At 69.5% G+C, this 20,263-nt stretch carries 19 protein-coding genes and 2 tRNA genes; all 21 read left to right on the top strand.

Annotation, left to right across the window (positions count from 1 at the left end; genetic code table 11):
• Positions 1–28 precede the first annotated feature (28 nt).
• The 21 genes from FQY79_RS03680 to nusA all read left to right on the top strand — a co-directional run bounded on the left by FQY79_RS03680 (position 29) and on the right by nusA (position 20,216).
• Entirely contained in the window at positions 29–1,246 is a 1,218-nt protein-coding gene (locus FQY79_RS03680) for a glucuronyl esterase domain-containing protein (RefSeq protein ID WP_186759747.1), read from the top strand.
• A 73-nt stretch (positions 1,247–1,319) separates the two neighbouring features.
• Positions 1,320–2,072: a triose-phosphate isomerase gene (tpiA, locus tag FQY79_RS03675; RefSeq protein WP_146310942.1), complete on the top strand. Its 753-nt coding sequence runs from the start codon at positions 1,320–1,322 to the stop codon at positions 2,070–2,072.
• Positions 2,073–2,107: 35 nt separating this feature from the next.
• Entirely contained in the window at positions 2,108–2,560 is a 453-nt protein-coding gene (secG, locus tag FQY79_RS03670) for a preprotein translocase subunit SecG (RefSeq protein ID WP_146310940.1), read from the top strand.
• A gap of 59 nt (positions 2,561–2,619) precedes the next feature.
• A tRNA-Leu gene (locus FQY79_RS03665) sits at positions 2,620–2,704 on the top strand.
• Positions 2,705–2,785: 81 nt separating this feature from the next.
• The gene (locus FQY79_RS03660; RefSeq protein WP_146310938.1) at positions 2,786–3,142 is read left to right on the top strand and encodes an NADH-quinone oxidoreductase subunit A; all 357 of its coding nucleotides are present in this window, start codon (positions 2,786–2,788) and stop codon (positions 3,140–3,142) included.
• Entirely contained in the window at positions 3,133–3,720 is a 588-nt protein-coding gene (locus tag FQY79_RS03655) for a NuoB/complex I 20 kDa subunit family protein (RefSeq protein WP_146310936.1), read from the top strand. The genes FQY79_RS03660 and FQY79_RS03655 overlap by 10 nt, the downstream gene beginning before the upstream one ends.
• On the top strand, positions 3,713–4,486 hold the full coding sequence (locus FQY79_RS03650) for an NADH-quinone oxidoreductase subunit C (RefSeq protein WP_146310934.1): 774 nt from the start codon (positions 3,713–3,715) through the stop codon (positions 4,484–4,486). Before FQY79_RS03655 ends, FQY79_RS03650 begins: the two co-directional genes overlap by 8 nt.
• On the top strand, positions 4,483–5,778 hold the full coding sequence (locus FQY79_RS03645) for an NADH-quinone oxidoreductase subunit D (protein ID WP_146310932.1): 1,296 nt from the start codon (positions 4,483–4,485) through the stop codon (positions 5,776–5,778). Before FQY79_RS03650 ends, FQY79_RS03645 begins: the two co-directional genes overlap by 4 nt.
• Before the next feature lie 8 nt (positions 5,779–5,786).
• Positions 5,787–6,314 carry an NADH-quinone oxidoreductase subunit NuoE gene (gene nuoE, locus FQY79_RS03640; protein ID WP_146310930.1) on the top strand — a complete coding sequence of 176 codons (528 nt, stop codon included), beginning with the start codon at positions 5,787–5,789 and terminating at the stop codon, positions 6,312–6,314.
• Complete coding sequence (gene nuoF, locus FQY79_RS03635; RefSeq protein WP_146310928.1) at positions 6,315–7,682, top strand: NADH-quinone oxidoreductase subunit NuoF; 1,368 nt, start codon at positions 6,315–6,317, stop codon at positions 7,680–7,682. It abuts the gene before it with no gap.
• On the top strand, positions 7,679–9,940 hold the full coding sequence (nuoG, locus tag FQY79_RS03630) for an NADH-quinone oxidoreductase subunit NuoG (protein WP_146310926.1): 2,262 nt from the start codon (positions 7,679–7,681) through the stop codon (positions 9,938–9,940). Before nuoF ends, nuoG begins: the two co-directional genes overlap by 4 nt.
• Positions 9,937–11,040 carry an NADH-quinone oxidoreductase subunit NuoH gene (gene nuoH, locus FQY79_RS03625; protein ID WP_146310924.1) on the top strand — a complete coding sequence of 368 codons (1,104 nt, stop codon included), beginning with the start codon at positions 9,937–9,939 and terminating at the stop codon, positions 11,038–11,040. The genes nuoG and nuoH overlap by 4 nt, the downstream gene beginning before the upstream one ends.
• Entirely contained in the window at positions 11,040–11,528 is a 489-nt protein-coding gene (gene nuoI / locus FQY79_RS03620; RefSeq protein WP_146310922.1) for an NADH-quinone oxidoreductase subunit NuoI, read from the top strand. Before nuoH ends, nuoI begins: the two co-directional genes overlap by 1 nt.
• Positions 11,529–11,538: 10 nt before the next feature.
• Positions 11,539–12,171: an NADH-quinone oxidoreductase subunit J gene (locus FQY79_RS03615; RefSeq protein WP_146310920.1), complete on the top strand. Its 633-nt coding sequence runs from the start codon at positions 11,539–11,541 to the stop codon at positions 12,169–12,171.
• Positions 12,171–12,494 (top strand): NADH-quinone oxidoreductase subunit NuoK, encoded by a 324-nt coding sequence (nuoK, locus tag FQY79_RS03610; protein WP_146310918.1) that lies wholly within the window; start codon positions 12,171–12,173, stop codon positions 12,492–12,494. The genes FQY79_RS03615 and nuoK overlap by 1 nt, the downstream gene beginning before the upstream one ends.
• A gap of 145 nt (positions 12,495–12,639) precedes the next feature.
• Complete coding sequence (gene nuoL / locus FQY79_RS03605) at positions 12,640–14,703, top strand: NADH-quinone oxidoreductase subunit L (RefSeq protein ID WP_146310916.1); 2,064 nt, start codon at positions 12,640–12,642, stop codon at positions 14,701–14,703.
• A 4-nt stretch (positions 14,704–14,707) separates the two neighbouring features.
• Complete coding sequence (locus FQY79_RS03600; protein ID WP_146310914.1) at positions 14,708–16,222, top strand: NADH-quinone oxidoreductase subunit M; 1,515 nt, start codon at positions 14,708–14,710, stop codon at positions 16,220–16,222.
• 25 nt (positions 16,223–16,247) lie between these two features.
• On the top strand, positions 16,248–17,702 hold the full coding sequence (gene nuoN, locus FQY79_RS03595; RefSeq protein ID WP_246123022.1) for an NADH-quinone oxidoreductase subunit NuoN: 1,455 nt from the start codon (positions 16,248–16,250) through the stop codon (positions 17,700–17,702).
• A gap of 81 nt (positions 17,703–17,783) precedes the next feature.
• Positions 17,784–17,860: transfer RNA gene (locus tag FQY79_RS03590), tRNA-Met, on the top strand.
• Positions 17,861–18,038: 178 nt separating this feature from the next.
• Positions 18,039–18,596 carry a ribosome maturation factor RimP gene (gene rimP, locus FQY79_RS03585; protein ID WP_146310910.1) on the top strand — a complete coding sequence of 186 codons (558 nt, stop codon included), beginning with the start codon at positions 18,039–18,041 and terminating at the stop codon, positions 18,594–18,596.
• Between the two features lie 108 nt (positions 18,597–18,704).
• Entirely contained in the window at positions 18,705–20,216 is a 1,512-nt protein-coding gene (nusA, locus tag FQY79_RS03580) for a transcription termination factor NusA (RefSeq protein WP_146310908.1), read from the top strand.
• The last annotated feature ends 47 nt before the right edge of the window (positions 20,217–20,263 follow it).

Here is a 20,263-nt window from a genome sequence, read left to right as displayed (position 1 = left end):
GGCCTGCATGCCCGAGGGAGACGACGCGATGGCCAGGTTCCGAACCCTTCCGGCGCTGGTGGTCCTGCTGGCCCTGGTGCCGCCGGCCGTCGCGGGCGGCTCCGGAGCGGGCATGGCCACGGGCGCCGACGCCATGGATGACCCCGGCTGCGGCGCGGTGCTGGCGCCCGTGGACCAGGCCGGGCTCCCCGACCCGTTCCTGCGGCCCGACGGCAGCCGGGTGGCGTCGCGCGCGCAGTGGCCGTGCCAGCGGCGCACGCTCCAGGCCACCGCGCAGGCCCAGGTGTACGGCACGCGCGGGCCCGGACCGGAGCGGGTCGAGGGCCGGATCGAGGGCGGCCGGATCACGGTCCGGGTGGTGCAGGGCGGGCGCGAAGCCGAGTTCGGGGCCCGGCTGCGCCTGCCACCGGGCCCGGGCCCGCATCCGGCCATCATCGTGGTCGGCGGCGTGGCGGGCGTCGACGACGCCCTGCTCGAGGCCGAGGGCATCGCCCGGATCGATTTCGATGCCACCCAGGTGGGCGCGGAAACCGGCACCTCGCGCGAGCGCCGCGGCGCCTTCTACACGCTCCATGACGGGGCGATGGACGCCACGGGCACGCTCATGGCCTGGGCCTGGGGCGTGAGCCGCCTGGTCGACGTGATCGCCGCCCACGATGCGCTGCTGCGCGCGGACGCGGTGGCGGTGACCGGCTGCTCGCGCTGGGGCAAGGGCGCGCTGGCGGCGGGCGCGTTCGACCCGCGCATCGCGCTCACCATCCCGATCGAGTCCGGGACCGGCGGGGTGCCGGTCTGGCGTGCCGCGGGCGAGGGCGGGGCGCAGTCGCCGGCCAGCGCCTGGGGCGAACAGCCCTGGCTGGGCGACGGCTTCGCGCCGTTCGCGCAGGCCCCCTGGCGGCTGGCGATCGATCAGCACGCGGTGCTCGCGCTGGTCGCCCCGCGCGGCCTGCTGGTGCTCGACAACCCCCACGTCGACTGGCTCGGGGCCCGCCACGGCCAGCTCTCGGCGCTGGCGGCGGCCGAGGTCTACGCGGCGCTGGGCGCGGCCGGGAACCTGGGCTACCACGGCGATGTCGCCGACGGCCGCCACTGCGCCTGGCGCGAGGAGTGGACCGGCCCGGCGCGCGATGCGCTGCGCCGGCACCTGCTGCGGCGCGAGGCCGCCGACCTGCCGCTGCGCGCCGCGGCCGGACATGCCGCGCGGCTCGACGACCACCGCGCCTGGTCCGCGCCGGCCCTGGACTGAACTCGCCACACAGGCCGGGCAGGGAGCGGATCGGCTATCCTCCGCGCCTCGTCCTTGATTACGGAGTCGGTGGATGCGCCGCAGGATCGTCGCCGGAAACTGGAAGCTGCACGGAACCCGCGATTTCGCGACGTCGCTGCTCACCGAGGTGGTCGCGGCGCTGCCGGTGGACGGCGTGGACGTCGTGGTGCTGCCGCCGCTGCCTTACCTGGGCGACCTGATCGAGGACTTCGAGGCCTATCCGGTCTCGTTCGGCTCGCAGGACGTCAGCCACAACGAGGAGGGCGCCTACACCGGCGAGGTGTCGGCGCGCATGCTCGTGGACGTGGGCGCGCGCTACGGCCTGGTCGGCCATTCCGAGCGCCGCCGCTACCACCACGAGAGCAGCGAGCTGGTGGCCCGGAAGTTCCTCGCCGCCTCCAACGCCGGGCTGGTGCCGATCCTGTGCCTGGGCGAGACCCTGGAGGAGCGCGAGGCCGGGCGGACCTGCGAGGTCATCGCCTCGCAGCTGGAGCCGGTCCTCGAGCTGGCGGGCGTGGCCCGGTTCGCCGGCGCGGTGGTGGCCTACGAGCCGGTCTGGGCGATCGGCACCGGCCGCACTGCCACCCCGGAGCAGGCCCAGGAGGTGCACGCCTTCATCCGTGGCCAGGTGGCCGGGCGGGATGCTAGAATCGCGGATTCGTTGCCGATCCTCTACGGCGGCAGCGTGAAGCCGGCCAACGCCGCCGAACTGTTCGCCCAGGCGGACATCGACGGTGGCCTGATCGGCGGCGCCTCGCTGGTGGCCGGGGATTTCCTCGGCATCGTCCGCGCGGCGGCCCGCTGAGCCGGACCCGCAAGCCTTCCCCCGAGTACGTCGCAATGCTGCTGGTCACCCTCAACGTCCTCTTCGTCCTGGTCGCGATCGCGATGATCGCGCTGATCCTCATGCAGCGCGGCGCCGGGGCCGCCGCCGGCTCGGGCTTCGGCGGTGGCGCATCGGCCACCGTGTTCGGGGCGCGCGGGTCGGCCAGCTTCCTGACCAAGGCCACCAAGTGGCTCGCGATCGCGTTCTTCGGGATTACGCTGTTCATGGCCTGGTACGCGACCCGTCAGGCCACCGACCCGACGGCCGGGGCCGACCTGGGCGTGATGTCCCAGGTGCCGGCCGCGCCGGCGGCGCCGGGCGCGCTGGCGGTGCCCGCCGTGCCGGAGGCCGCCGCGCCCGATGTGCCGGCTGTTCCGGCGCAGGAACAGGCCGTTCCGGCCGCGCCTTCCGAAAGTGAGCCGGTTGCAGGCGAAGGCGAGTCCGACCCTGCTGCTCAAACGCCGTAGGAAGGCTTACAATTGCGCGCTGCCGCGAAGCGCATGCATGCGGCGGCATTGGATTTTTTGCCCAGGTGGCGGAATTGGTAGACGCACTACCTTGAGGTGGTAGCGGCTTCGGTCGTGGGGGTTCGAGTCCCCCCTTGGGCACCAATCCTTTTTTTCCGGCGCGTCGCCCCGGCGGCGCGCCAGCAACGGCCGCGGCGACGCGGCAAGTAGTCGAGAGAACAACGAGTGCTGGCCGAATACCTGCCGACCCTGCTGTTCCTGATCGTGGCTTCCGGTATCGGCATCGCCCTGCTGATCCTCGGAAACCTGCTGGGCCCCAAGCGCCCCACGCCCGAGAAGCTCTCGCCGTACGAGTGCGGCTTCTCCGAGTTCGAAGACGCGCGCATGCGCTTCGACGTGCGTTACTACCTGATCGCGATCCAGTTCATCATCTTCGACCTCGAGATCATCTTCATCGTGCCGTGGGCGACGGTGTTCCGCGAGCTCGGGCCGCTGGGCCTGATCGAGATGGGCATCTTCGTCGGCATGCTGCTGCTCGGGTTCATCTACGTGTGGAAGAAGGGAGCGCTTGAATGGGAGTGATCCGGGCGATCCGCGGCCTGGCCGACTCGGCGAGCAACCCGCTGCCGGAAGGCCGGCTCGACGACATCCTGCGCCCCGAGGGCGAGAACCCGCTGCTCGAGCACGGCTTCCTCACCACGAGCACCGACGTGCTCCTGAACTGGGCGCGGACCGGCTCGATGTGGCCGGTGACCTTCGGCTTGGCCTGCTGCGCGGTCGAGATGATGCATGCCGGCGCGGCGCGCCTGGACCTGGACCGCTACGGCGTGGTGTTCCGCCCGTCGCCGCGCCAGGCCGACGTGATGATCGTGGCCGGCACCCTGGTCAACAAGATGGCCCCGGCGTTGCGCAAGGTCTACGACCAGATGCCCGACCCGAAGTGGGTGATCTCGATGGGCAGCTGCGCCAACGGCGGCGGCTACTACCACTACTCCTACGCGGTGGTGCGCGGCTGCGACCGCGTGGTGCCGGTGGACGTCTACGTGCCGGGGTGCCCGCCCACGGCCGAGGCCCTGGTCTACGGCATCCTGCAGCTGCAGAAGAAGATCCGCCGCGCGACCAACTTCGGCGATGAGAAGACGGGGCTGCGCAATGGCTGAGCAGGTCTCCAGGGAAACCGCCACCGCGTTCGCCGACCGGCTGCGCGAACGCTTCCCCGGCGCGGACGTCACCGTCGCGATGCCGCGCGGCGAAGTGGGCATCACCACTGCCGGGGACTGGCTCGACACCTGCCGCGCGCTGCGTGACGAGTTCGGGTTCGAGTCGCTGATCGACCTGTGCGGTGTCGACTACCTGGGCTACGGCACCGACGAGTGGGATACCGAGGCCTCGTCCGAAGGCTTCAGTCGCGGCGTCGAGGGCAAGGGCCCGGGCCGCTTCCGCTTCGGCGAGTCGCCTTCGCAGCAGCTCGACGATCCGGACGGCGTGGGCGCGATCCCGGTGCCGCAGCGGCGCTTCGCCGCGGTCGCCCAGCTGCTCTCGGTGCAGCACAACCGGCGCCTGCGCGTGACCTGCTTCGCGCCCGCAGACGACCTGCCGGCGGTGTCCTCGCTCACTCCCGTGTGGCCGGTCGCCAACTGGTTCGAGCGCGAGGCGTTCGACCTGTACGGCATCGTGTTCGAGGGCCACCCCGACCTGCGCCGGATCCTCACCGACTACGGCTTCATCGGCCATCCGTTCCGCAAGGACTTCCCGCTGATCGGCAACGTCGAGGTGCGCTACGACGCGGAGAAAAAGCGCGTGGTCTACGAGCCGGTGACCTCGGTGGAGCCGCGCGTGAACGTGCCGCGCGTGATCCGCGACGACGCGCGCTACCTGACCGCGGCCGCCGAGCAGATGGCGCGCCGCGCCGGAGGCGACCGATGAACGCAGTACCGCAGGATCCCCAGCAGCAGGCTGGTGCCGGTCAGGAGATCCGCAGCTACACGATGAACTTCGGGCCCCAGCATCCGTCCGCGCACGGCGTGCTGCGGCTGATCCTGGAGATGGAAGGCGAGGTGGTGCGTCGCGCCGACCCGCACGTGGGCCTGCTCCACCGCGGCACCGAGAAGCTGGCCGAGTCCAAGCCGTTCAACCAGTCGATCGGCTACATGGACCGCCTCGACTACGTGTCGATGATGTGCAACGAGCACGCCTACGTGCGCGCGATCGAGACCCTGATGGGGATCGAGGCGCCGGAGCGCGCGCAGTGGATCCGCACGCTCTTCGACGAGGTGACGCGGATCCTGAATCACCTGATGTGGGTCGGGTCCAACGCCCTCGACCTGGGCGCGATGGCGGTGTTCCTGTACGCCTTCCGCGAGCGCGAGGAGCTGATGGACGTGTACGAGGCGGTGTCGGGCGCGCGCATGCACGCGACCTACTACCGCCCGGGCGGCGTCTACCGCGACCTGCCCGAACGCATGCCGAAGTACCGCGAGTCGCCGTGGCGCAAGGGTGCGAAGCTCAAGCGCTTCAACGAGTGGCGCGAGGGCTCGATGCTCGACTACCTCGAGGCGTTCGCCAGGGACTTCCCGTCCCGCATCGACGAGTACGAGACCCTGCTCACGGACAACCGCATCTGGAAGCAGCGCACCGTCGGCATCGGCGTGATCCCGCCGGAGCAGGCGCTGGCCTGGGGCATGACCGGGCCGATGCTGCGCGGCTCGGGCGTCGCCTGGGACCTGCGCAAGAAGCAGCCGTACGCGAAGTACGACCAGGTCGAGTTCGACATCCCGGTCGGCGTCAACGGCGACTGCTACGACCGCTACCTGGTGCGCATGGCCGAGATGCGCGAATCCACCAGGATCATCGAGCAGTGCGTGAAGTGGCTGCGGGCCAACCCCGGCCCGGTGATGGTGGACAACTACAAGGTCGCTCCTCCCTCGCGCGAGGAGATGAAGACCGACATGGAAGCGCTGATCCACCACTTCAAGCTGTTCTCGGAAGGTTACTGCGTGCCCGCCGGCGAGACCTACGCCGCGGTCGAGGCGCCCAAGGGCGAGTTTGGCTGCTATCTGGTCAGCGACGGCGCCAACAAGCCGTTCCGCGTGCACCTGCGCGCGCCCGGCTTCGCGCACCTGTCTTCCATGGACGAGATCGTGAAGGGGCACATGCTGTCGGACGTGGTGGCGATGATCGGCACCTACGACATCGTGTTCGGCGAAATCGACAGGTAAGGCAGGCGATGAAAGCGACAGGCAACTTCGAGAACGCGCGCAACGTCGACCCGATGGTCGTGCTGAGCGACGCGACCCGCGCGCACATCGACCACTGGGTGGCCAAGTTCCCGCCGGACCGCAAGCGCTCGGCCGTGATCCAGGCGCTGCACGCCGCGCAGCAGCAGAACCAGGGCTACCTGACCGACGAGCTGATCGCGGCGGTCGCCAGGTACCTCGACCTGCCGCCGGTGTGGGCGTACGAGGTCGCGACCTTCTACACGATGTTCGAGACCCGCGAGGTCGGCCGCAACAACGTCGCCTTCTGCACCAACATCAGCTGCTGGCTCAACGGCGCCGAGGAGCTGGTCGCGCACGCCGAGAGGAAGCTGGGCTGCAAGCTCGGCGAGTCGACCGCCGACGGGCGCGTCTACCTCAAGCGCGAGGAGGAGTGCGTGGCCGCCTGCTGCGGCGCGCCGGTGGTCGTGATCAACGGGCATTACCACGAGAAGCTCACCCCCGAGAAGGTGGACGAGCTGCTGGACGGGCTGAAGTAAATGGCGGGTCATTCGCACTACTCGGAAGGCTACGGCCCCGTCGGCCCCGCGCCGAAGGAACACCAGGCCGTCTACACCACGCTGCATTTCGACAAGCCGTGGTCGTATGAGAACTACCTCAAGACCGGCGGCTACCAGGCGCTGCGCAAGGTGCTGACGGAGAAGATCCCGCCGGCCGACGTGATCGAGATGGTCAAGCAGTCGGGCTTGCGCGGCCGCGGCGGCGCGGGCTTCCCGACCGGGCTGAAGTGGAGCTTCATGCCCAAGGGCGAGATGCAGAAGTACATCCTCTGCAACTCCGACGAGTCCGAGCCGGGCACCTGCAAGGACCGCGACATCCTGCGCTACAACCCGCACGCGGTGATCGAGGGCATGGCGATCGCCTGCTACGCCACCGGCGCGAGCGTGGGCTACAACTACCTGCGCGGCGAGTTCCACCACGAGCCGTTCGAGCACATCGAGGAAGCCCTGGCCGAGGCCTACAAGCACGGCTGGCTGGGCAAGAACATCCTCGGTTCGGGCGTGGACATCGACATCTACAACGCCCTGGGCGCCGGCGCCTACATCTGCGGCGAGGAAACCGCGCTGATGGAGTCGCTGGAGGGCAAGAAGGGGCAGCCGCGCTACAAGCCGCCGTTCCCGGCCAACTTCGGCCTCTACGGCAAGCCGACCACGATCAACAATACCGAGACCTTCGCCTCGGTGCCGGCGATCGTGCGCAACGGGCCCGAGTGGTTCATGAACCTGGGCAAGCCCAACAACGGCGGCTGCAAGATCTTCTCGGTGTCCGGCCACGTGAACCGCCCGGGCAACTACGAGATCCGCCTGGGCACCCCATTCTCCGAGCTGCTGGAGATGGCCGGCGGCATGCGCGACGGCAACCGCATCAAGGGCGTGATCCCCGGCGGATCGTCGATGCCGGTGCTGCCGGGCGAGGTGATGATGGGCCTGACCATGGACTACGACGCGATCCAGAAGGCCGGTTCCGGCCTGGGCTCGGGCGCGGTCATCGTCATGGACCACACCACCTGCATGGTGCGCGCCTGCCAGCGCATCGCGCGCTTCTACTTCAAGGAAAGCTGCGGCCAGTGCACCCCGTGCCGCGAGGGCACCGGCTGGATGTACCGCATGCTCACCCGCATCGCGAACATGGAGGCGACGCTCGACGACCTGCACATGCTGCGCGCCGCGGCCGGGCAGATCGAGGGCCACACCATCTGCGCCTTCGGCGAGGCGGCGGCCTGGCCGGTGCAGGGCTTCCTGCGCCACTTCTGGCATGAATTCGAATACGCCATCGTGAACAAGCGCTTCTACGTCGACGACGAGCTCGCAGGCACGCTGGCCCGGCCCGCGGAGGCGCTGGCATGAGCGCGCAACCGGTGAACCCGAACCTGCCGCCCGACCACGTCACCGTCTTCATCGACGGGGTCGAGCTGGCGGCGCCCAAGGGGTCGATGATCATCCAGGCCGCGGACAAGGCCGGCATCCCGATCCCGCGCTTCTGCTACCACGACAAGCTGTCGATCGCGGCCAACTGCCGCATGTGCCTGGTCGACACCGAGGTGGGTGGCCGTCCGGCGCCCAAGCCGTCGCCGGCCTGCGCGACCCCGGTCATGGACGGCCTGAAGGTCTTCACCCGCAACGACAAGGCCCTGCAGGCGCAGCGCAACGTGATGGAGTTCCTGCTGATCAACCATCCGCTCGACTGCCCGATCTGCGACCAGGGCGGCGAGTGCGAACTGCAGGACCTGTCGCTGGGCTACGGCCGCTCGGTCAGCCGCTTCGTGGAGCGCAAGCGGGTGGTCGCCGACGAGGATCTCGGGCCGCTGGTGGCCACCGAGATGACGCGCTGCATCCACTGCACGCGCTGCATCCGCGTGACCGCCGAGATCGCCGGGACCTACGAGCTGGGCGGCATGTGGCGCGGCGAGAACCTGCAGATCGGCACCTACGACGGCAAGCCGCTGACCACCGAGCTGTCGGGCAACGTGATCGACGTGTGCCCGGTGGGCGCGCTCACCAACAAGGTGTTCCGCTTCCGCGCCCGCCCGTGGGAGCTGATCGCGCGCGAGTCGCTGGGCGTCCACGACGCGCTCGGCAGCAACCTGTTCCTGCACATGCGCCGCGGCGAGGTGATGCGCGCGGTGCCGCGCGACAACGACGCGGTCAACGAGTGCTGGCTGTCCGACCGCGACCGCTACTCGCACCAGGGCCTGTACGCCGCCGACCGCGCGCTCAAGCCGTTGCTGCGCGTGGCCTCCAACGGCGACGACGGCGACTGGCGCGAGGCGAGCTGGGACGAGGCGCTGGCCAAGGCGGCGCAGATCCTGCGCGAGAACGGCGCCGACAACCTCGGCGTGCTGGTCCACCCGGCGACCTCGAACGAAGAGGGTGCGCTGCTGGCGCGCCTGGCCGAGGGCCTGGGCACCGGCAACATCGACCACCGCATCGGCCAGCACGACCTGTCCGACGGCGCCGTGGCCGAGCCGTTCGCGATGCCGGTGGCGGACATCGAGAACGCCGATGCGATCGTGATCGTCGGCTCCAACCTGCGCCACGAGGTGCCGCTGCTGCACCAGCGCGTGCGCAAGGCCTGGCGCCGCGGCGCGAAGGTGCACGTGGTCGGCCCGGTCGATTTCGAGTTCACCTTCGACATCGCCAGCAAGGCGATCGTGCCGCCGTCGGGGATGGCCGACGCGCTCGCCTCGGCGGAGCTGGCCGATGCCGTGCGCGGCGCCGGCAGCGTCGCCGTGATCGTGGGCGCGGTGGCCGAGAACGGCCCGCACGCGAGCGCGGTCCGCGCCGCGGCGGCCGCCTTCGCCCGCGCCACCGGCGCGGCGCTGTGCCGCATCCCGCAGGGCGCCAACGCGCTCGGCCTGGCCCGCCACGGCGTGCTGCCCTCGGGGCTCGACGCCGCGGCGATGCTGGCCCAGCCGCGCGGCGCCTACCTGGTGTACGGCATCGAGCCGGGACTGGACTTCGCCGACCAGGCTGCCGCGATGAGGGCGCTGGGCGCGGCCCAGGTAGTGGCGTTCAGCCACTTCGCCTGCCAGTCGACCCGGCGCGTGGCCGACGTGATCCTGCCGATCGCCACCCTGTTCGAGAACGACGCGACGATGACCAACCTCGATGGCCGCGACCAGCGCGCGGTAGCCGCGGGCCGGCTTCCGGGCGAGGCGCGCCAGGGCTGGGCGGTGCTGCGCGCCCTTGGCGGTGCGCTGCAGCTGCCCGGGTTCGATTTCACCGACCTGGCCGGCGTGCGCCAGGGCATGCAGGCGCGCACCCCGTCGCCGCGGCCGGGCCAGGCCGCAGCGCAGGCGTCCGGCGAAGGCCTGGAGCTGGCCGTGTCGCAGGCGATCTACCGGGTCGACGCGCTGGTGCGCCGCGCGCAGGCGCTGCAGGCCCACCCGCTGAACGTGGGCCCGCGGGTCAGCCTGCATCCGGATGATGCCGCCGCCGCCGGCGTGGGTGACGGCGCGATGGCGAAGGTGGCCGGCGCCGCCGGCATCGCCACGCTGCCGGTCAACGTGAACCCGCGGGTGGCGCCGGGCTGTGCCTGGGTCGAGTCCGGGCACGGCGCGACCGCTGCGCTGGGCGCGGGCAGGGTCAAGGTGGAGGCGGCATGAGCGCGACCAATACCGCGACGCTGCTGTCGGCCTGGACCGCGCCGCTGCATGACTGGCTGGCCTCGCTCGGGCCGGTCGGCGTGGCGCTGTGGATCGTGCTGAAGATCCTCGCGATCGCCGTGCCGGTGATCGTGGCGGTGGCCTTCTACGTGGTCTGGGAACGCAAGCTGATCGGCTGGATGCACGTGCGCCACGGGCCCATGTACGTGGGCTGGGGCGTGCTGCAGGCCTTTGCCGACGTGTTCAAGCTCCTGTTCAAGGAGGTCATCCGCCCCAGCAGCGCGCATAAGTCGCTGTACGTGCTGGCGCCGCTGATCACACTCGCGCCGGCGTTCGCCGCCTGGGCGGTGGTGCCGTTCGACGCGAAGCTGGTGCTGTCCAACGCCAACGCGGGCCTGCTGTACCTGCTGGCGATGACCTCGCTGGGCGTCTACGGCGTGGTCCTGGCTGGCTGGGCCTCCAACTCGAAGTACGCCTTCCTTGGCGCGATGCGCTCGGCTGCCCAGGTGGTGAGCTACGAGATCGCGATGGGCTTCGCCCTGGTCGGGGTGATGGTCGGCGCGGGCAGCCTGAACCTGAGCGAGATCGTGATGGCGCAGTCGGGCGACGCCGGCCTGTTCGAGTGGTTCTGGCTGCCGATGCTGCCGCTGTTCGTCATCTACTTCGTGTCCGGCGTGGCCGAGACCAACCGCGCGCCGTTCGACGTGGTGGAGGGTGAGTCGGAGATCGTGGCCGGGCACATGGTGGAGTACTCCGGGTCGGCGTTCGCGCTGTTCTTCCTGGCCGAGTACGCCAACATGATCCTGGTCAGCATCCTGACCGCGATCTTCTTCCTCGGCGGCTGGCTGTCGCCGGTCCCGGCCGCGTGGATCCCCGACGTCCCCGTGCTGCGGGTGGTGCTGGGCGACGGCTGGTGGTGGCTGTTTCTGAAGATGTTCTTCTTCGCCAGCTGCTTCATCTGGTTCCGGGCTTCGTTCCCGCGCTACCGCTACGACCAGATCATGCGGCTGGGCTGGAAGGTCTTCATCCCGTTGAGCATCGCCTGGATCGCGGTGGTGGCGTTGATGGCGTATTTCGGCCTGTTCGAGGCGGGCGCGTGATGGGCAAGTTCGTATCATGGCTGCGCAGCCTGTTGCTGCTGGAGATGCTCCGGGGGCTGGGGCTGACGTTGAAGTACCTGTTCCGTCCCAAGTACACGCTGATGTACCCGATGGAGAAGACGCCGCAGTCGCCGCGCTTCCGCGGGCTGCACGCGCTGCGCCGCTACCCCAACGGGGAAGAGCGCTGCATCGCCTGCAAGCTGTGCGAGGCGGTGTGCCCGGCGCTGGCGATCACCATCGATTCGGCGCCGCGCGAGGACGGTACCCGTCGCACCACGCGCTACGACATCGACCTGTTCAAGTGCATCTATTGCGGATTCTGCGAGGAGTCGTGCCCGGTGGACTCGATCGTCGAGACCCACGTCCACGAATACCACTTCGAGAACCGCGGCGAGAACATCCTCACCAAGCCGAAGCTGCTGGCGATCGGCGACCGCCTCGAGGCGGAGATCGCCGAGCGCCGCGCGGCCGACGCCGCCTACCGATAAGCGACCGACCATGGATCTTGCCCTGCTTGCCTTCCTCGCCTTCGCCGCCGTGGCCGTCGCCTCGGCCGGCGCGGTGATCAGCGTCAGGAACCCGGTGCACGCCGCGCTGTTCCTGGTGCTGACGTTCTTCACCGTGGCCTGCACCTGGATCCTGGCCGGCGCCGAGTTCCTCGGGGTCGCCCTGATCCTGGTCTACGTTGGCGCGGTGATGGTGCTGTTCCTGTTCGTGGTGATGATGCTGGACGTGGACGTGGCGCCGCTGCGCGAGGGATACGTGCGCTACCTGCCCGTGGGGCTGCTGGTGGCGGTGGTGATGCTGGTGGAGATGCTGACCCTGATCGGGGTCAGGGCGCGGACGGTGCCCTTCGGCGTCGACGCGGTCGACGCGTCCGGCGGTAACAACGTGGCCTGGGTGGCCCGGCGCCTGTTCACCGATTTCCTGCTCCCGTTCGAGGTCGCCGCACTGATCCTGACCGTGGCGGTGATCGCGGCGGTGGCGCTGACCCTGCGCCGCCGGCCCGGGACCAAGCACCAGAACCCGGCCGAGCAGGCGCGGGTGCGCGCGGCCGACCGCCTGCGCATGGTGAGCATGCCGGCCGAGAAGCACGGCGACGACGCAACCGGCGGGGAGGCGCGACAGTAATGGAATTCCTCGGACAGGGCCTGGGACTGGGCCACTACCTGGCGCTGGGCGCGGTGCTGTTCTGCATCAGCGTGGCCGGCATCTTCCTCAACCGCAAGAACGTCATCATCCTGTTGATGTCGATCGAGCTGATGCTGTTGGCGGTGAACGTCAACTTCATCGCGTTCTCGCGGCACTTCGGCGACGAGGCGGGGCAGATCTTCGTGTTCTTCATCCTCACGGTGGCCGCGGCCGAGGCCGCGATCGGCCTGGCCATCCTGGTGACGCTGTTCCGCAACCGCAGCACGATCAACGTCGCCGAGATCGACACGCTGAAGGGATGATGGCGACGCGGGGCGGACGCCCGGCCGCGGCAAGGCCGGGCGGGTGGCAACCGGAACCGGGGCGCGCGCGGCGGCAGGCCGCCAGCGCGACGCCCGGCGGGGAAGGCGGACAGGGCGGCATACGTAGACAGGTAACGGACCAGACATGGCGATTTCCACAACCCACCTGCTGATCATCGTGCTGGCACCGCTGCTGGGCGCGATCGTGGCCGGCTTCTTCGGCCGCCAGGTCGGGCGCGCCGGCGCGCACACGGTGACCATCCTGGGGGTCGCGCTGAGCTGCGCGTTCTCCTGCTACGTGCTCTACCAGCTCGTCTGCCAGGACGCGGCCGCGTACAACCAGAACGTGTACACGTTCTTCGAGGTCGGCAAGTACTCCGCGCACGTCGGCTTCATGGTCGACCGGCTGACCGCGATGATGATGGTGGTGGTGACCTTCGTCTCGCTGCTGGTGCACGTGTACACGATCGGCTACATGGCCGAGGACCCCGGCTACCAGCGCTTCTTCGCCTACATCAGCCTGTTCACGTTTTCGATGCTGATGCTGGTGATGTCGAACAACTTCCTGCAGCTGTTCTTCGGCTGGGAAGCGGTCGGCCTGGTGTCGTACCTGCTGATCGGGTTCTGGTTCAAGCGTCCGAGCGCGGTGTTCGCCAACCTCAAGGCGTTCCTGGTGAACCGCGTCGGCGACTTCGGCTTCCTGCTCGGCATCGCCGCCGTGTTCTGGTACTTCGACACGCTCGACTACGCCGACGTGTTCGCCAGCGCCGGCCAGGTGCTCGATGGCAAGACGCTCCAGGTCGTGAACGGATTTGAATGGTCGGCGGCGACGCTGATCTGCATCTGCCTGTTCATCGGCGCGATGGGCAAGTCCGCCCAGGTGCCGCTGCACGTGTGGCTGCCCGACTCGATGGAAGGCCCGACCCCGATCTCGGCGCTGATCCACGCCGCCACCATGGTGACCGCGGGCATCTTCATGGTCGCGCGCATGTCGCCGGTGTTCGAGCTGAGCGTGACCGCGCTCAACTTCGTGCTGTTCATCGGCGCCACCACTGCCTTCTTCACCGGCCTGATCGGCATGGTGCAGAACGACATCAAGCGGGTGGTCGCGTACTCCACGCTGTCGCAGCTGGGCTACATGACCGTCGCGCTCGGCGTGTCCGCGTACTCGGCCGCGGTCTACCACCTGATGACCCACGCGTTCTTCAAGGCGCTGCTGTTCCTGGCCGCCGGCTCGGTCATCATCGGCATGCACCACGAGCAGGACATGCGCAAGATGGGCGGCCTGCGCAAGTACATGCCGGTCACGTTCTGGACCAGCGTGATCGGGACGCTCGCCCTGGTCGGCACGCCGTTCTTCAGCGGCTTCTATTCCAAGGACGTGATCATCGAGGCGGCCAAGCTCGGCGCCGGGCGCGCCGGCTGGATCGGCAGCTACGCCTACTGGGCGGTGCTGCTGGGTGCGTTCGTGACCTCGTTCTACAGCTTCCGCCTGCTGTACCTGACCTACTTCGGCGAGGAGCGCTTCCGCCACGCGGTGCATGACGACCATGGCGACGACGCGCACCCCGGCGACGCCCACGGTCACCATGGCCCGCACGAGCCCCGCGAGTCGCCGTGGGTGGTGACGGTGCCGCTGGTGCTGCTGGCGATTCCCTCGATCCTGGTCGGCTTCTTCACCGCCGGGCCGATGCTGTTCGGCACCGACTGGACCGGCCACCACGACGCCGCGCCGTTCTTCGGCAACGCGATCCAGGTGCTGGGCGAACACGACGTGATGGCGCGCCTGAAGGAAGCGCTGTGGCACGGACCGACCGCGTTCGCCCTGCACGGCTTCGTCGCCCCGGCGTTCTGGCTGGTGCTGGCCGGCTTCCTGCTCGCCACGCTGATGTACATCTGGCGCCCGGGGCTGCCGGCGAAGGTGGCGCATGCGCTGCGCCTGCCGATCCGCATCCTCGAGAACAAGTACGGCATGGACGACCTGTGGATCAAGGGCTTCGCCGGCGGGGGCCTGCTGCTGGGCCGCGGCTCGCGCGAGGTCGATACCAGGTTGATCGACGGACTGTTCGTCAACGGTGCCGCGCGCCTGGTCGGCTTCACCGCCGGGCTGGTGCGGCGCATGCAGACCGGTTACCTCTACCACTACGCGTTCGCGATGATCGTCGGCCTGATCGTGCTCCTGGCCGTGCTGATTCGCCATTGGACCTGACCCCGTGCAGAACTGGCCTCTTCTCAGTCTCCTGATCTGGCTGCCGATCGTCGGCGGCGCCGCCGTGCTCGCGCTCGGCGACAACCGCGCGCGGGCCGCACGCTGGACCTCGCTCATCGTCGCGATCGCGGTGTTCGCGCTCAGCGTGCCGTTGTTCACCGCGTTCGACCCGGCGGTGGCCGGCATGCAGTTCGTCGAGCGCGCCGCGTGGATCCCCGCCTACGACATCCAGTACCACCTGGGCGTTGACGGCATCTCGATCGCGCTGATCATCCTGACCACGTTGACCACGGCGCTGGTGCTGGTGGGCGCATGGACCTCCATCGACCGGCGGGTCAACCAGTACTACGCCTCGATGCTGATCCTCGAAGGCCTGATGGTCGGCGTGTTCTGCGCCGTGGACGCGCTGCTGTTCTACGTGTTCTTCGAGGCCATGCTGATCCCGATGTTCATCATCATCGGCGTCTGGGGCGGCCCGCGGCGAGTGTATGCGTCGATCAAGTTCTTCCTGTACACGTTCCTGGGCTCGATCTTCATGCTGGTCGCCCTGGTGTACCTGTACCTGAAGGGCGGCAGCTGGCAGTTGCCCGACCTGTACGCGCTGCCGCTCACCTCGACCGAGCAGATGTGGCTGTTCCTCGCGTTCCTCGCCGCGTTCGCGGTGAAGATCCCGATGTTCCCGGTGCACACGTGGTTGCCGGACGCGCACGTCGAGGCGCCGACCGGCGGCTCGGTGATCCTGGCCGCGATCATGCTCAAGATCGGCGGTTACGGCTTCCTGCGCTTCAGCCTGCCGATCACCCCCGACGCCGGCCACGAATGGGCCTGGCTGCTGATCGCGCTGTCGCTGATCGCGGTGGTGTACGTGGGCCTGGTGGCGCTGGTCCAGCAGGACATGAAGAAGCTGATCGCCTATTCGTCGGTGTCGCACATGGGCTTCGTGACCCTGGGCACCTTCATCGCCTTCGCCCTGATCCGCGACGTGAGCGGCGGCGAGGACGCCGCGCGCCTCGGCCTGCAGGGCGCGATGGTGCAGATGATCTCGCACGGCTTCATCTCCGGCGCAATGTTCTCCTGCGTGGGCGTGCTCTACGACCGCATGCACACGCGCATGATCAAGGACTACGGCGGCGTCGCCAACGTCATGCCCTGGTTCACCTTCTTCATGGTGCTGTTCGCGATGGCCAACTCGGGCCTTCCGGGCACCTCCGGCTTCGTGGGCGAGTTCATGGTGGTCCTGGCCAGCTTCCAGCACCACCCGCTGATCGCCTTCGTCGCCGCGTTGACGCTGATCATCGGCGCGGCCTACACGCTGTGGATGGTGCGGCGGATCATGTTCGGCGAAGTCGCCAACGCCCACGTCGCGCAGCTGCGCGACATCAACGCCCGCGAATGGATCGTGCTGGGCGTGTTCGCCGCCGGCACCCTGTTGATCGGCGTCTGGCCCAGGCCGCTGGTGGAGCTGATGGATCCGGCGATCGCCCAGCTGGCGACCCACCTCGCCGCGAGCAAGCTTTGAGGACCCGCACGCGATGACCGCTGCCATGTTTCCCGCGCCACCCGTCCGTTCCTTCGCCGAGATCGCGCCGCTGGCCCCCGAGCTGGTGGTGGTGTTCGGCGGGTTCGCGCTGCTGATGCTCGACCTGTTCCTGGACGACCGCCGCCGGGTGGTGACCCACGCGCTGGCGATCGCGATCATGCTGGTCGCCGCCGCGATGGTCTGGGCCGGGGTCGGCAGCGGGCAGGAAACCACCCTGGCCGGGAAGTTCGTGCGCGACGACGGCGCCGACGTGCTCAAGCTCGCCATCCTGCTGATCAGCGCCGCCTCGATGGCCTACATCTGGCCGTTCCTGCGCGAACGCGGACTGTACAAGGGCGAAGTGGCCGTGCTGGTGCTGTTCGCGGTGGCCGGCATGATGCTGCTGGTCTCGGCCGGCAACCTGACCATGGTCTACGTGGGCCTGGAGCTGCTGGCGCTGTGTTCGTACGCGCTGGTGGCCACCGACCGTGACAGCCCGCTGGCGTCCGAGGCAGCAATGAAGTACTTCGTGCTCGGTTCACTGGCCTCGGGCCTGCTGCTCTACGGCATGAGCCTGGTCTACGGCGCCACCGGGACCCTGGACCTGGGCCAGATCCGCGTGGCGGCCACCGGCCTGGCCGGCGAGGATCGGGTGCTGCTGCTGACCGGCACCGTGTTCGTGGTGGTGGGGATCGCGTTCAAGTTCGGCGCGGCGCCGTTCCACATGTGGCTGCCCGACACCTACCACGGCGCGCCCACGCCGATCACGGTGTTCATCAGCTCGGCGCCGAAGCTGGCTGCCTTCGGCATGGCCTGGCGCCTGCTGGCCGTCGGCCTCGGCCCGGCGCACGAGCAGGTGCAGGTGCTGGTGGCCGCGCTGGCCGCGGTTTCGCTGGCGGTCGGCAACCTGTTCGCCATCGCCCAGGCCAACCTCAAGCGGATGCTGGCCTACTCGACCATCTCCCACGTCGGCTTCCTGTTCCTGGGCCTGGCCGCGGGCGGGGAGGAGGGCTACGCGGCGGCCATGTTCTACGCGATCAGCTACGCGATCATGTCGGTGGCCGCGTTCGGCGCGATCGTGCTGCTGGCGCGCCGCGGCTTCGAGGCCGACCGGATCGAGGACTTCCGGGGCCTGGCCGCGCGCAGCCCGTGGATGGCCGGGCTGGTGCTGCTGGTCATGGCCTCGCTGGCGGGCGTGCCACCGCTGCTGGGCTTCTGGGCCAAGGTCGCGGTGCTGCGCGCGGCGCTGGTTGGCGACCTGCTGTGGCTGGCGATCGTGGGCGTGGTGTTCGCCGTGATCGGTGCGTTCTACTACCTGCGCGTGATCAAGGTGATGTACTTCGAACAGCCGGCCGGCGAGCCGATCGTGGTGCGCGGCGGCGCCCTGCAGGCGGTGTTCGCGGTCAACGCCCTGGCCCTGCTTGGCCTGGGCCTGGCGTGGAACCCGATCATGGCCTGGTGCCAGGCCGCGTTCGCCTGAGACCCAGGGGGCGGTTCAGGCCCGGTGGCGCGACCGGGCTTGTCAAAACCGCCGAGTGTCGCCATAATCTCGCGTCTCTGCTGCGGGGTGGAGCAGTCTGGCAGCTCGTCGGGCTCATAACCCGAAGGTCGCAGGTTCAAATCCTGCCCCCGCTACCAGTTTCACCGGGCCGCCGGAAGCGCTGAGGCTTCCAGTGGGCGCCGGGAAACCGGGCTTGTCGAGGCGGCTGCTCGCCTCGGCGCCGAACTCCGGCCGCAGGGCCGGACATTCTGGACAAGGGGCCCGTCGGGCCCCTTGTTTTTTTCCGGGCCGCACGGGCGCGATACGGACGAGGACGTGACGGACAAGGCGACACAGATCGGCACCCTGCTCGCGCCCACGGTGGAGTCACTGGGGCTGCAGCTGCTTGGCATCGAGTACCTGCCCGCCCCGGGCGGCGCGGTGCTGCGGCTGTACCTGGACGTGCCCGACGCCGAGGCCGGTGCACGCCACGTGACGATCGACGACTGCGAGGCCGTGAGCCGCGAGGTGTCGGCCCGGCTCGACGTCGAGGATCCGATCTCCGGCAACTACACGCTGGAGGTGTCCTCGCCGGGCGTGGACCGGCCGCTGTTCACGCCGGCCCAGTTCGCGCGCTTCGTCGGCGAGAAGGCCAAGGTCGGGCTGAAGCTGCCCCAGGAGGGGCGCCGGCGGCTGACCGGCACCATCGTCGCGGTCGAGGGCGAGCGGATCGAGTTCGAGGTCGACGGCCAGCCGTTCGCGGTCGAGGCCGGGAACATCGACAAGGCGCGCCTGGTGCCGGACTGGGAGGCGCTGGGGCTGGCGCCGGCCGGCGAGGCGAAGCCCGGGAAGCCGGGGCGCAAGGCCCGCACGGCGAAGCCGGCGCGGCATTGAGGATTCGGGGCACGCGCCGGCCGGGGTGTCGGCGGGCGCGGCCGAAGGGCGGGGCCCAGGCCCCGTCCTGGTGATGGGATCGAGCGGTATTTCAGAGGTCAGACACAGATGAGCAAAGAGTTGTTGCTGGTGGTCGACGCGGTCGCCAACGAGAAGGGCGTACCCGAATCGGTGATCCTGGAGGCGATCGAGGCCGCGCTGGCCACCGCCGCCAAGAAGCGCTATCCCGACCAGGACGTGCTCACGCGCGTCGCGATCGACCCCAAGGACGGCAGCTACGAGACCTTCCGCCGCTGGGAAGTGGTGGCCGACGACGCGGTCATGGAGTCGCCCGACCGCCAGATCCGCCTGATGGACGCCATCGAGGAAGTCGAGGGCGTGGAAGTCGGCGACTACATCGAGGAGCAGATCGAGAACGTCGACTTCGGCCGCATCGCCGCCCAGGCCGCCAAGCAGGTGATCGTGCAGCGCGTGCGCGAGGCCGAGCGCCAGCAGGTCGTGGACGCCTGGAAGGACCGCGTCGGCGAGCTGGTGACCGGCGTGGTCAAGCGCGTGGAGCGCGGCAACGTCTACGTTGACCTCGGCGGCAACGCCGAAGGCTTCATCCCCAAGGACAAGGCGATCCCGCGCGACATCGTGCGCGCCGGCGACCGCATCCGCGGCTACCTCTACGACGTGCGCAGCGAGCCGCGCGGCCCGCAGCTGTTCATCAGCCGCGCCGCCCCCGAGTTCATGATGGAGCTGTTCAAGCTCGAGGTGCCCGAGGTCGGCCAGGGCCTGGTCGAGATCAAGGCCTGCGCCCGCGACCCCGGCGACCGCGCCAAGATCGCGGTGATCGCCTACGACAACCGCACCGATCCGATCGGCGCGTGCATCGGCATGCGCGGCTCGCGCGTGCAGGCGGTGAGCAACGAACTCAACGGCGAGCGCGTGGACATCGTGCTGTGGTCGGACAACCCGGCCCAGTTCGTGATCAACGCGATGGCGCCGGCCGAGGTGCAGTCGATCGTGGTCGACGAGGACAAGCACTCGATGGACCTGGCTGTGGCCGAGGACAAGCTGGCCCAGGCGATCGGCAAGGGCGGCCAGAACGTGCGCCTGGCCAGCCGCCTGACCGGCTGGCAGCTCAACGTCATGACCCAGGAGCAGGTCACCGCCAAGTCGGAGGCCGAGCAGGCCGCCGCGCGCGCCCTGTTCCAGGAGAAGCTGGAGGTCGACGAGGAGATCGCCGGCATCCTGGTGGCCGAAGGGTTCCACACGGTCGAGGAGATCGCCTACGTGCCGGTGGGCGAACTGCTGGCGGTGGAGGGCTTCGACGAGGACATCGTCGAGGAGCTGCGCGCCCGCGCCCGCGACGCGCTGCTCAACGACGCGCTCGCGGTGGAGGAGGAGCTGGACGAAAACGCGCCCGCCGAGGACCTGCTGGCGCTGGAGGGCATGGACGACGAGACCGCCTACGCGTTGGCCGCGCACGGGGTGCGCACCAGCGAGGAACTGTCCGACCTGGGCGCGGACGAAGTGGCCGAATTCGGCATCGACGGGCTGGACGCCGAACGCGCCGCGGCACTGATCCTGGCCGCGCGCGCCGAGGAGATCGCACGCCTGGAGCGCGGCGAATGACCACCCGATGAACGCCGCCCTGCTTCGCTCAGGGCTTAGAATCCGCG

The organism is Luteimonas wenzhouensis (assembly GCF_007859305.1).
Classification (GTDB): Bacteria; Pseudomonadota; Gammaproteobacteria; order Xanthomonadales; family Xanthomonadaceae; genus Luteimonas; species Luteimonas wenzhouensis.
Note: the sequence above shows the minus strand (reverse complement) of the source record. Positions and strands in the feature narration are given on the sequence as shown.

What these genes read in the sequence shown, in the direction of transcription:
- FQY79_RS03680 (WP_186759747.1), top strand. Translation starts at nt 29, where the DNA reads ATGGCCAGGTTCCGAACCCTTCCGGCGCTGGTGGTCCTGCTGGCCCTG.
- tpiA (WP_146310942.1), top strand. Translation starts at nt 1,320, where the DNA reads ATGCGCCGCAGGATCGTCGCCGGAAACTGGAAGCTGCACGGAACCCGC.
- secG (WP_146310940.1), top strand. Translation starts at nt 2,108, where the DNA reads ATGCTGCTGGTCACCCTCAACGTCCTCTTCGTCCTGGTCGCGATCGCG.
- FQY79_RS03655 (WP_146310936.1), top strand. Translation starts at nt 3,133, where the DNA reads ATGGGAGTGATCCGGGCGATCCGCGGCCTGGCCGACTCGGCGAGCAAC.
- FQY79_RS03650 (WP_146310934.1), top strand. Translation starts at nt 3,713, where the DNA reads ATGGCTGAGCAGGTCTCCAGGGAAACCGCCACCGCGTTCGCCGACCGG.
- FQY79_RS03645 (WP_146310932.1), top strand. Translation starts at nt 4,483, where the DNA reads ATGAACGCAGTACCGCAGGATCCCCAGCAGCAGGCTGGTGCCGGTCAG.
- nuoE (WP_146310930.1), top strand. Translation starts at nt 5,787, where the DNA reads ATGAAAGCGACAGGCAACTTCGAGAACGCGCGCAACGTCGACCCGATG.
- nuoF (WP_146310928.1), top strand. Translation starts at nt 6,315, where the DNA reads ATGGCGGGTCATTCGCACTACTCGGAAGGCTACGGCCCCGTCGGCCCC.
- nuoG (WP_146310926.1), top strand. Translation starts at nt 7,679, where the DNA reads ATGAGCGCGCAACCGGTGAACCCGAACCTGCCGCCCGACCACGTCACC.
- nuoH (WP_146310924.1), top strand. Translation starts at nt 9,937, where the DNA reads ATGAGCGCGACCAATACCGCGACGCTGCTGTCGGCCTGGACCGCGCCG.
- nuoI (WP_146310922.1), top strand. Translation starts at nt 11,040, where the DNA reads ATGGGCAAGTTCGTATCATGGCTGCGCAGCCTGTTGCTGCTGGAGATG.
- FQY79_RS03615 (WP_146310920.1), top strand. Translation starts at nt 11,539, where the DNA reads ATGGATCTTGCCCTGCTTGCCTTCCTCGCCTTCGCCGCCGTGGCCGTC.
- nuoK (WP_146310918.1), top strand. Translation starts at nt 12,171, where the DNA reads ATGGAATTCCTCGGACAGGGCCTGGGACTGGGCCACTACCTGGCGCTG.
- nuoL (WP_146310916.1), top strand. Translation starts at nt 12,640, where the DNA reads ATGGCGATTTCCACAACCCACCTGCTGATCATCGTGCTGGCACCGCTG.
- nuoN (WP_246123022.1), top strand. Translation starts at nt 16,248, where the DNA reads ATGTTTCCCGCGCCACCCGTCCGTTCCTTCGCCGAGATCGCGCCGCTG.
- nusA (WP_146310908.1), top strand. Translation starts at nt 18,705, where the DNA reads ATGAGCAAAGAGTTGTTGCTGGTGGTCGACGCGGTCGCCAACGAGAAG.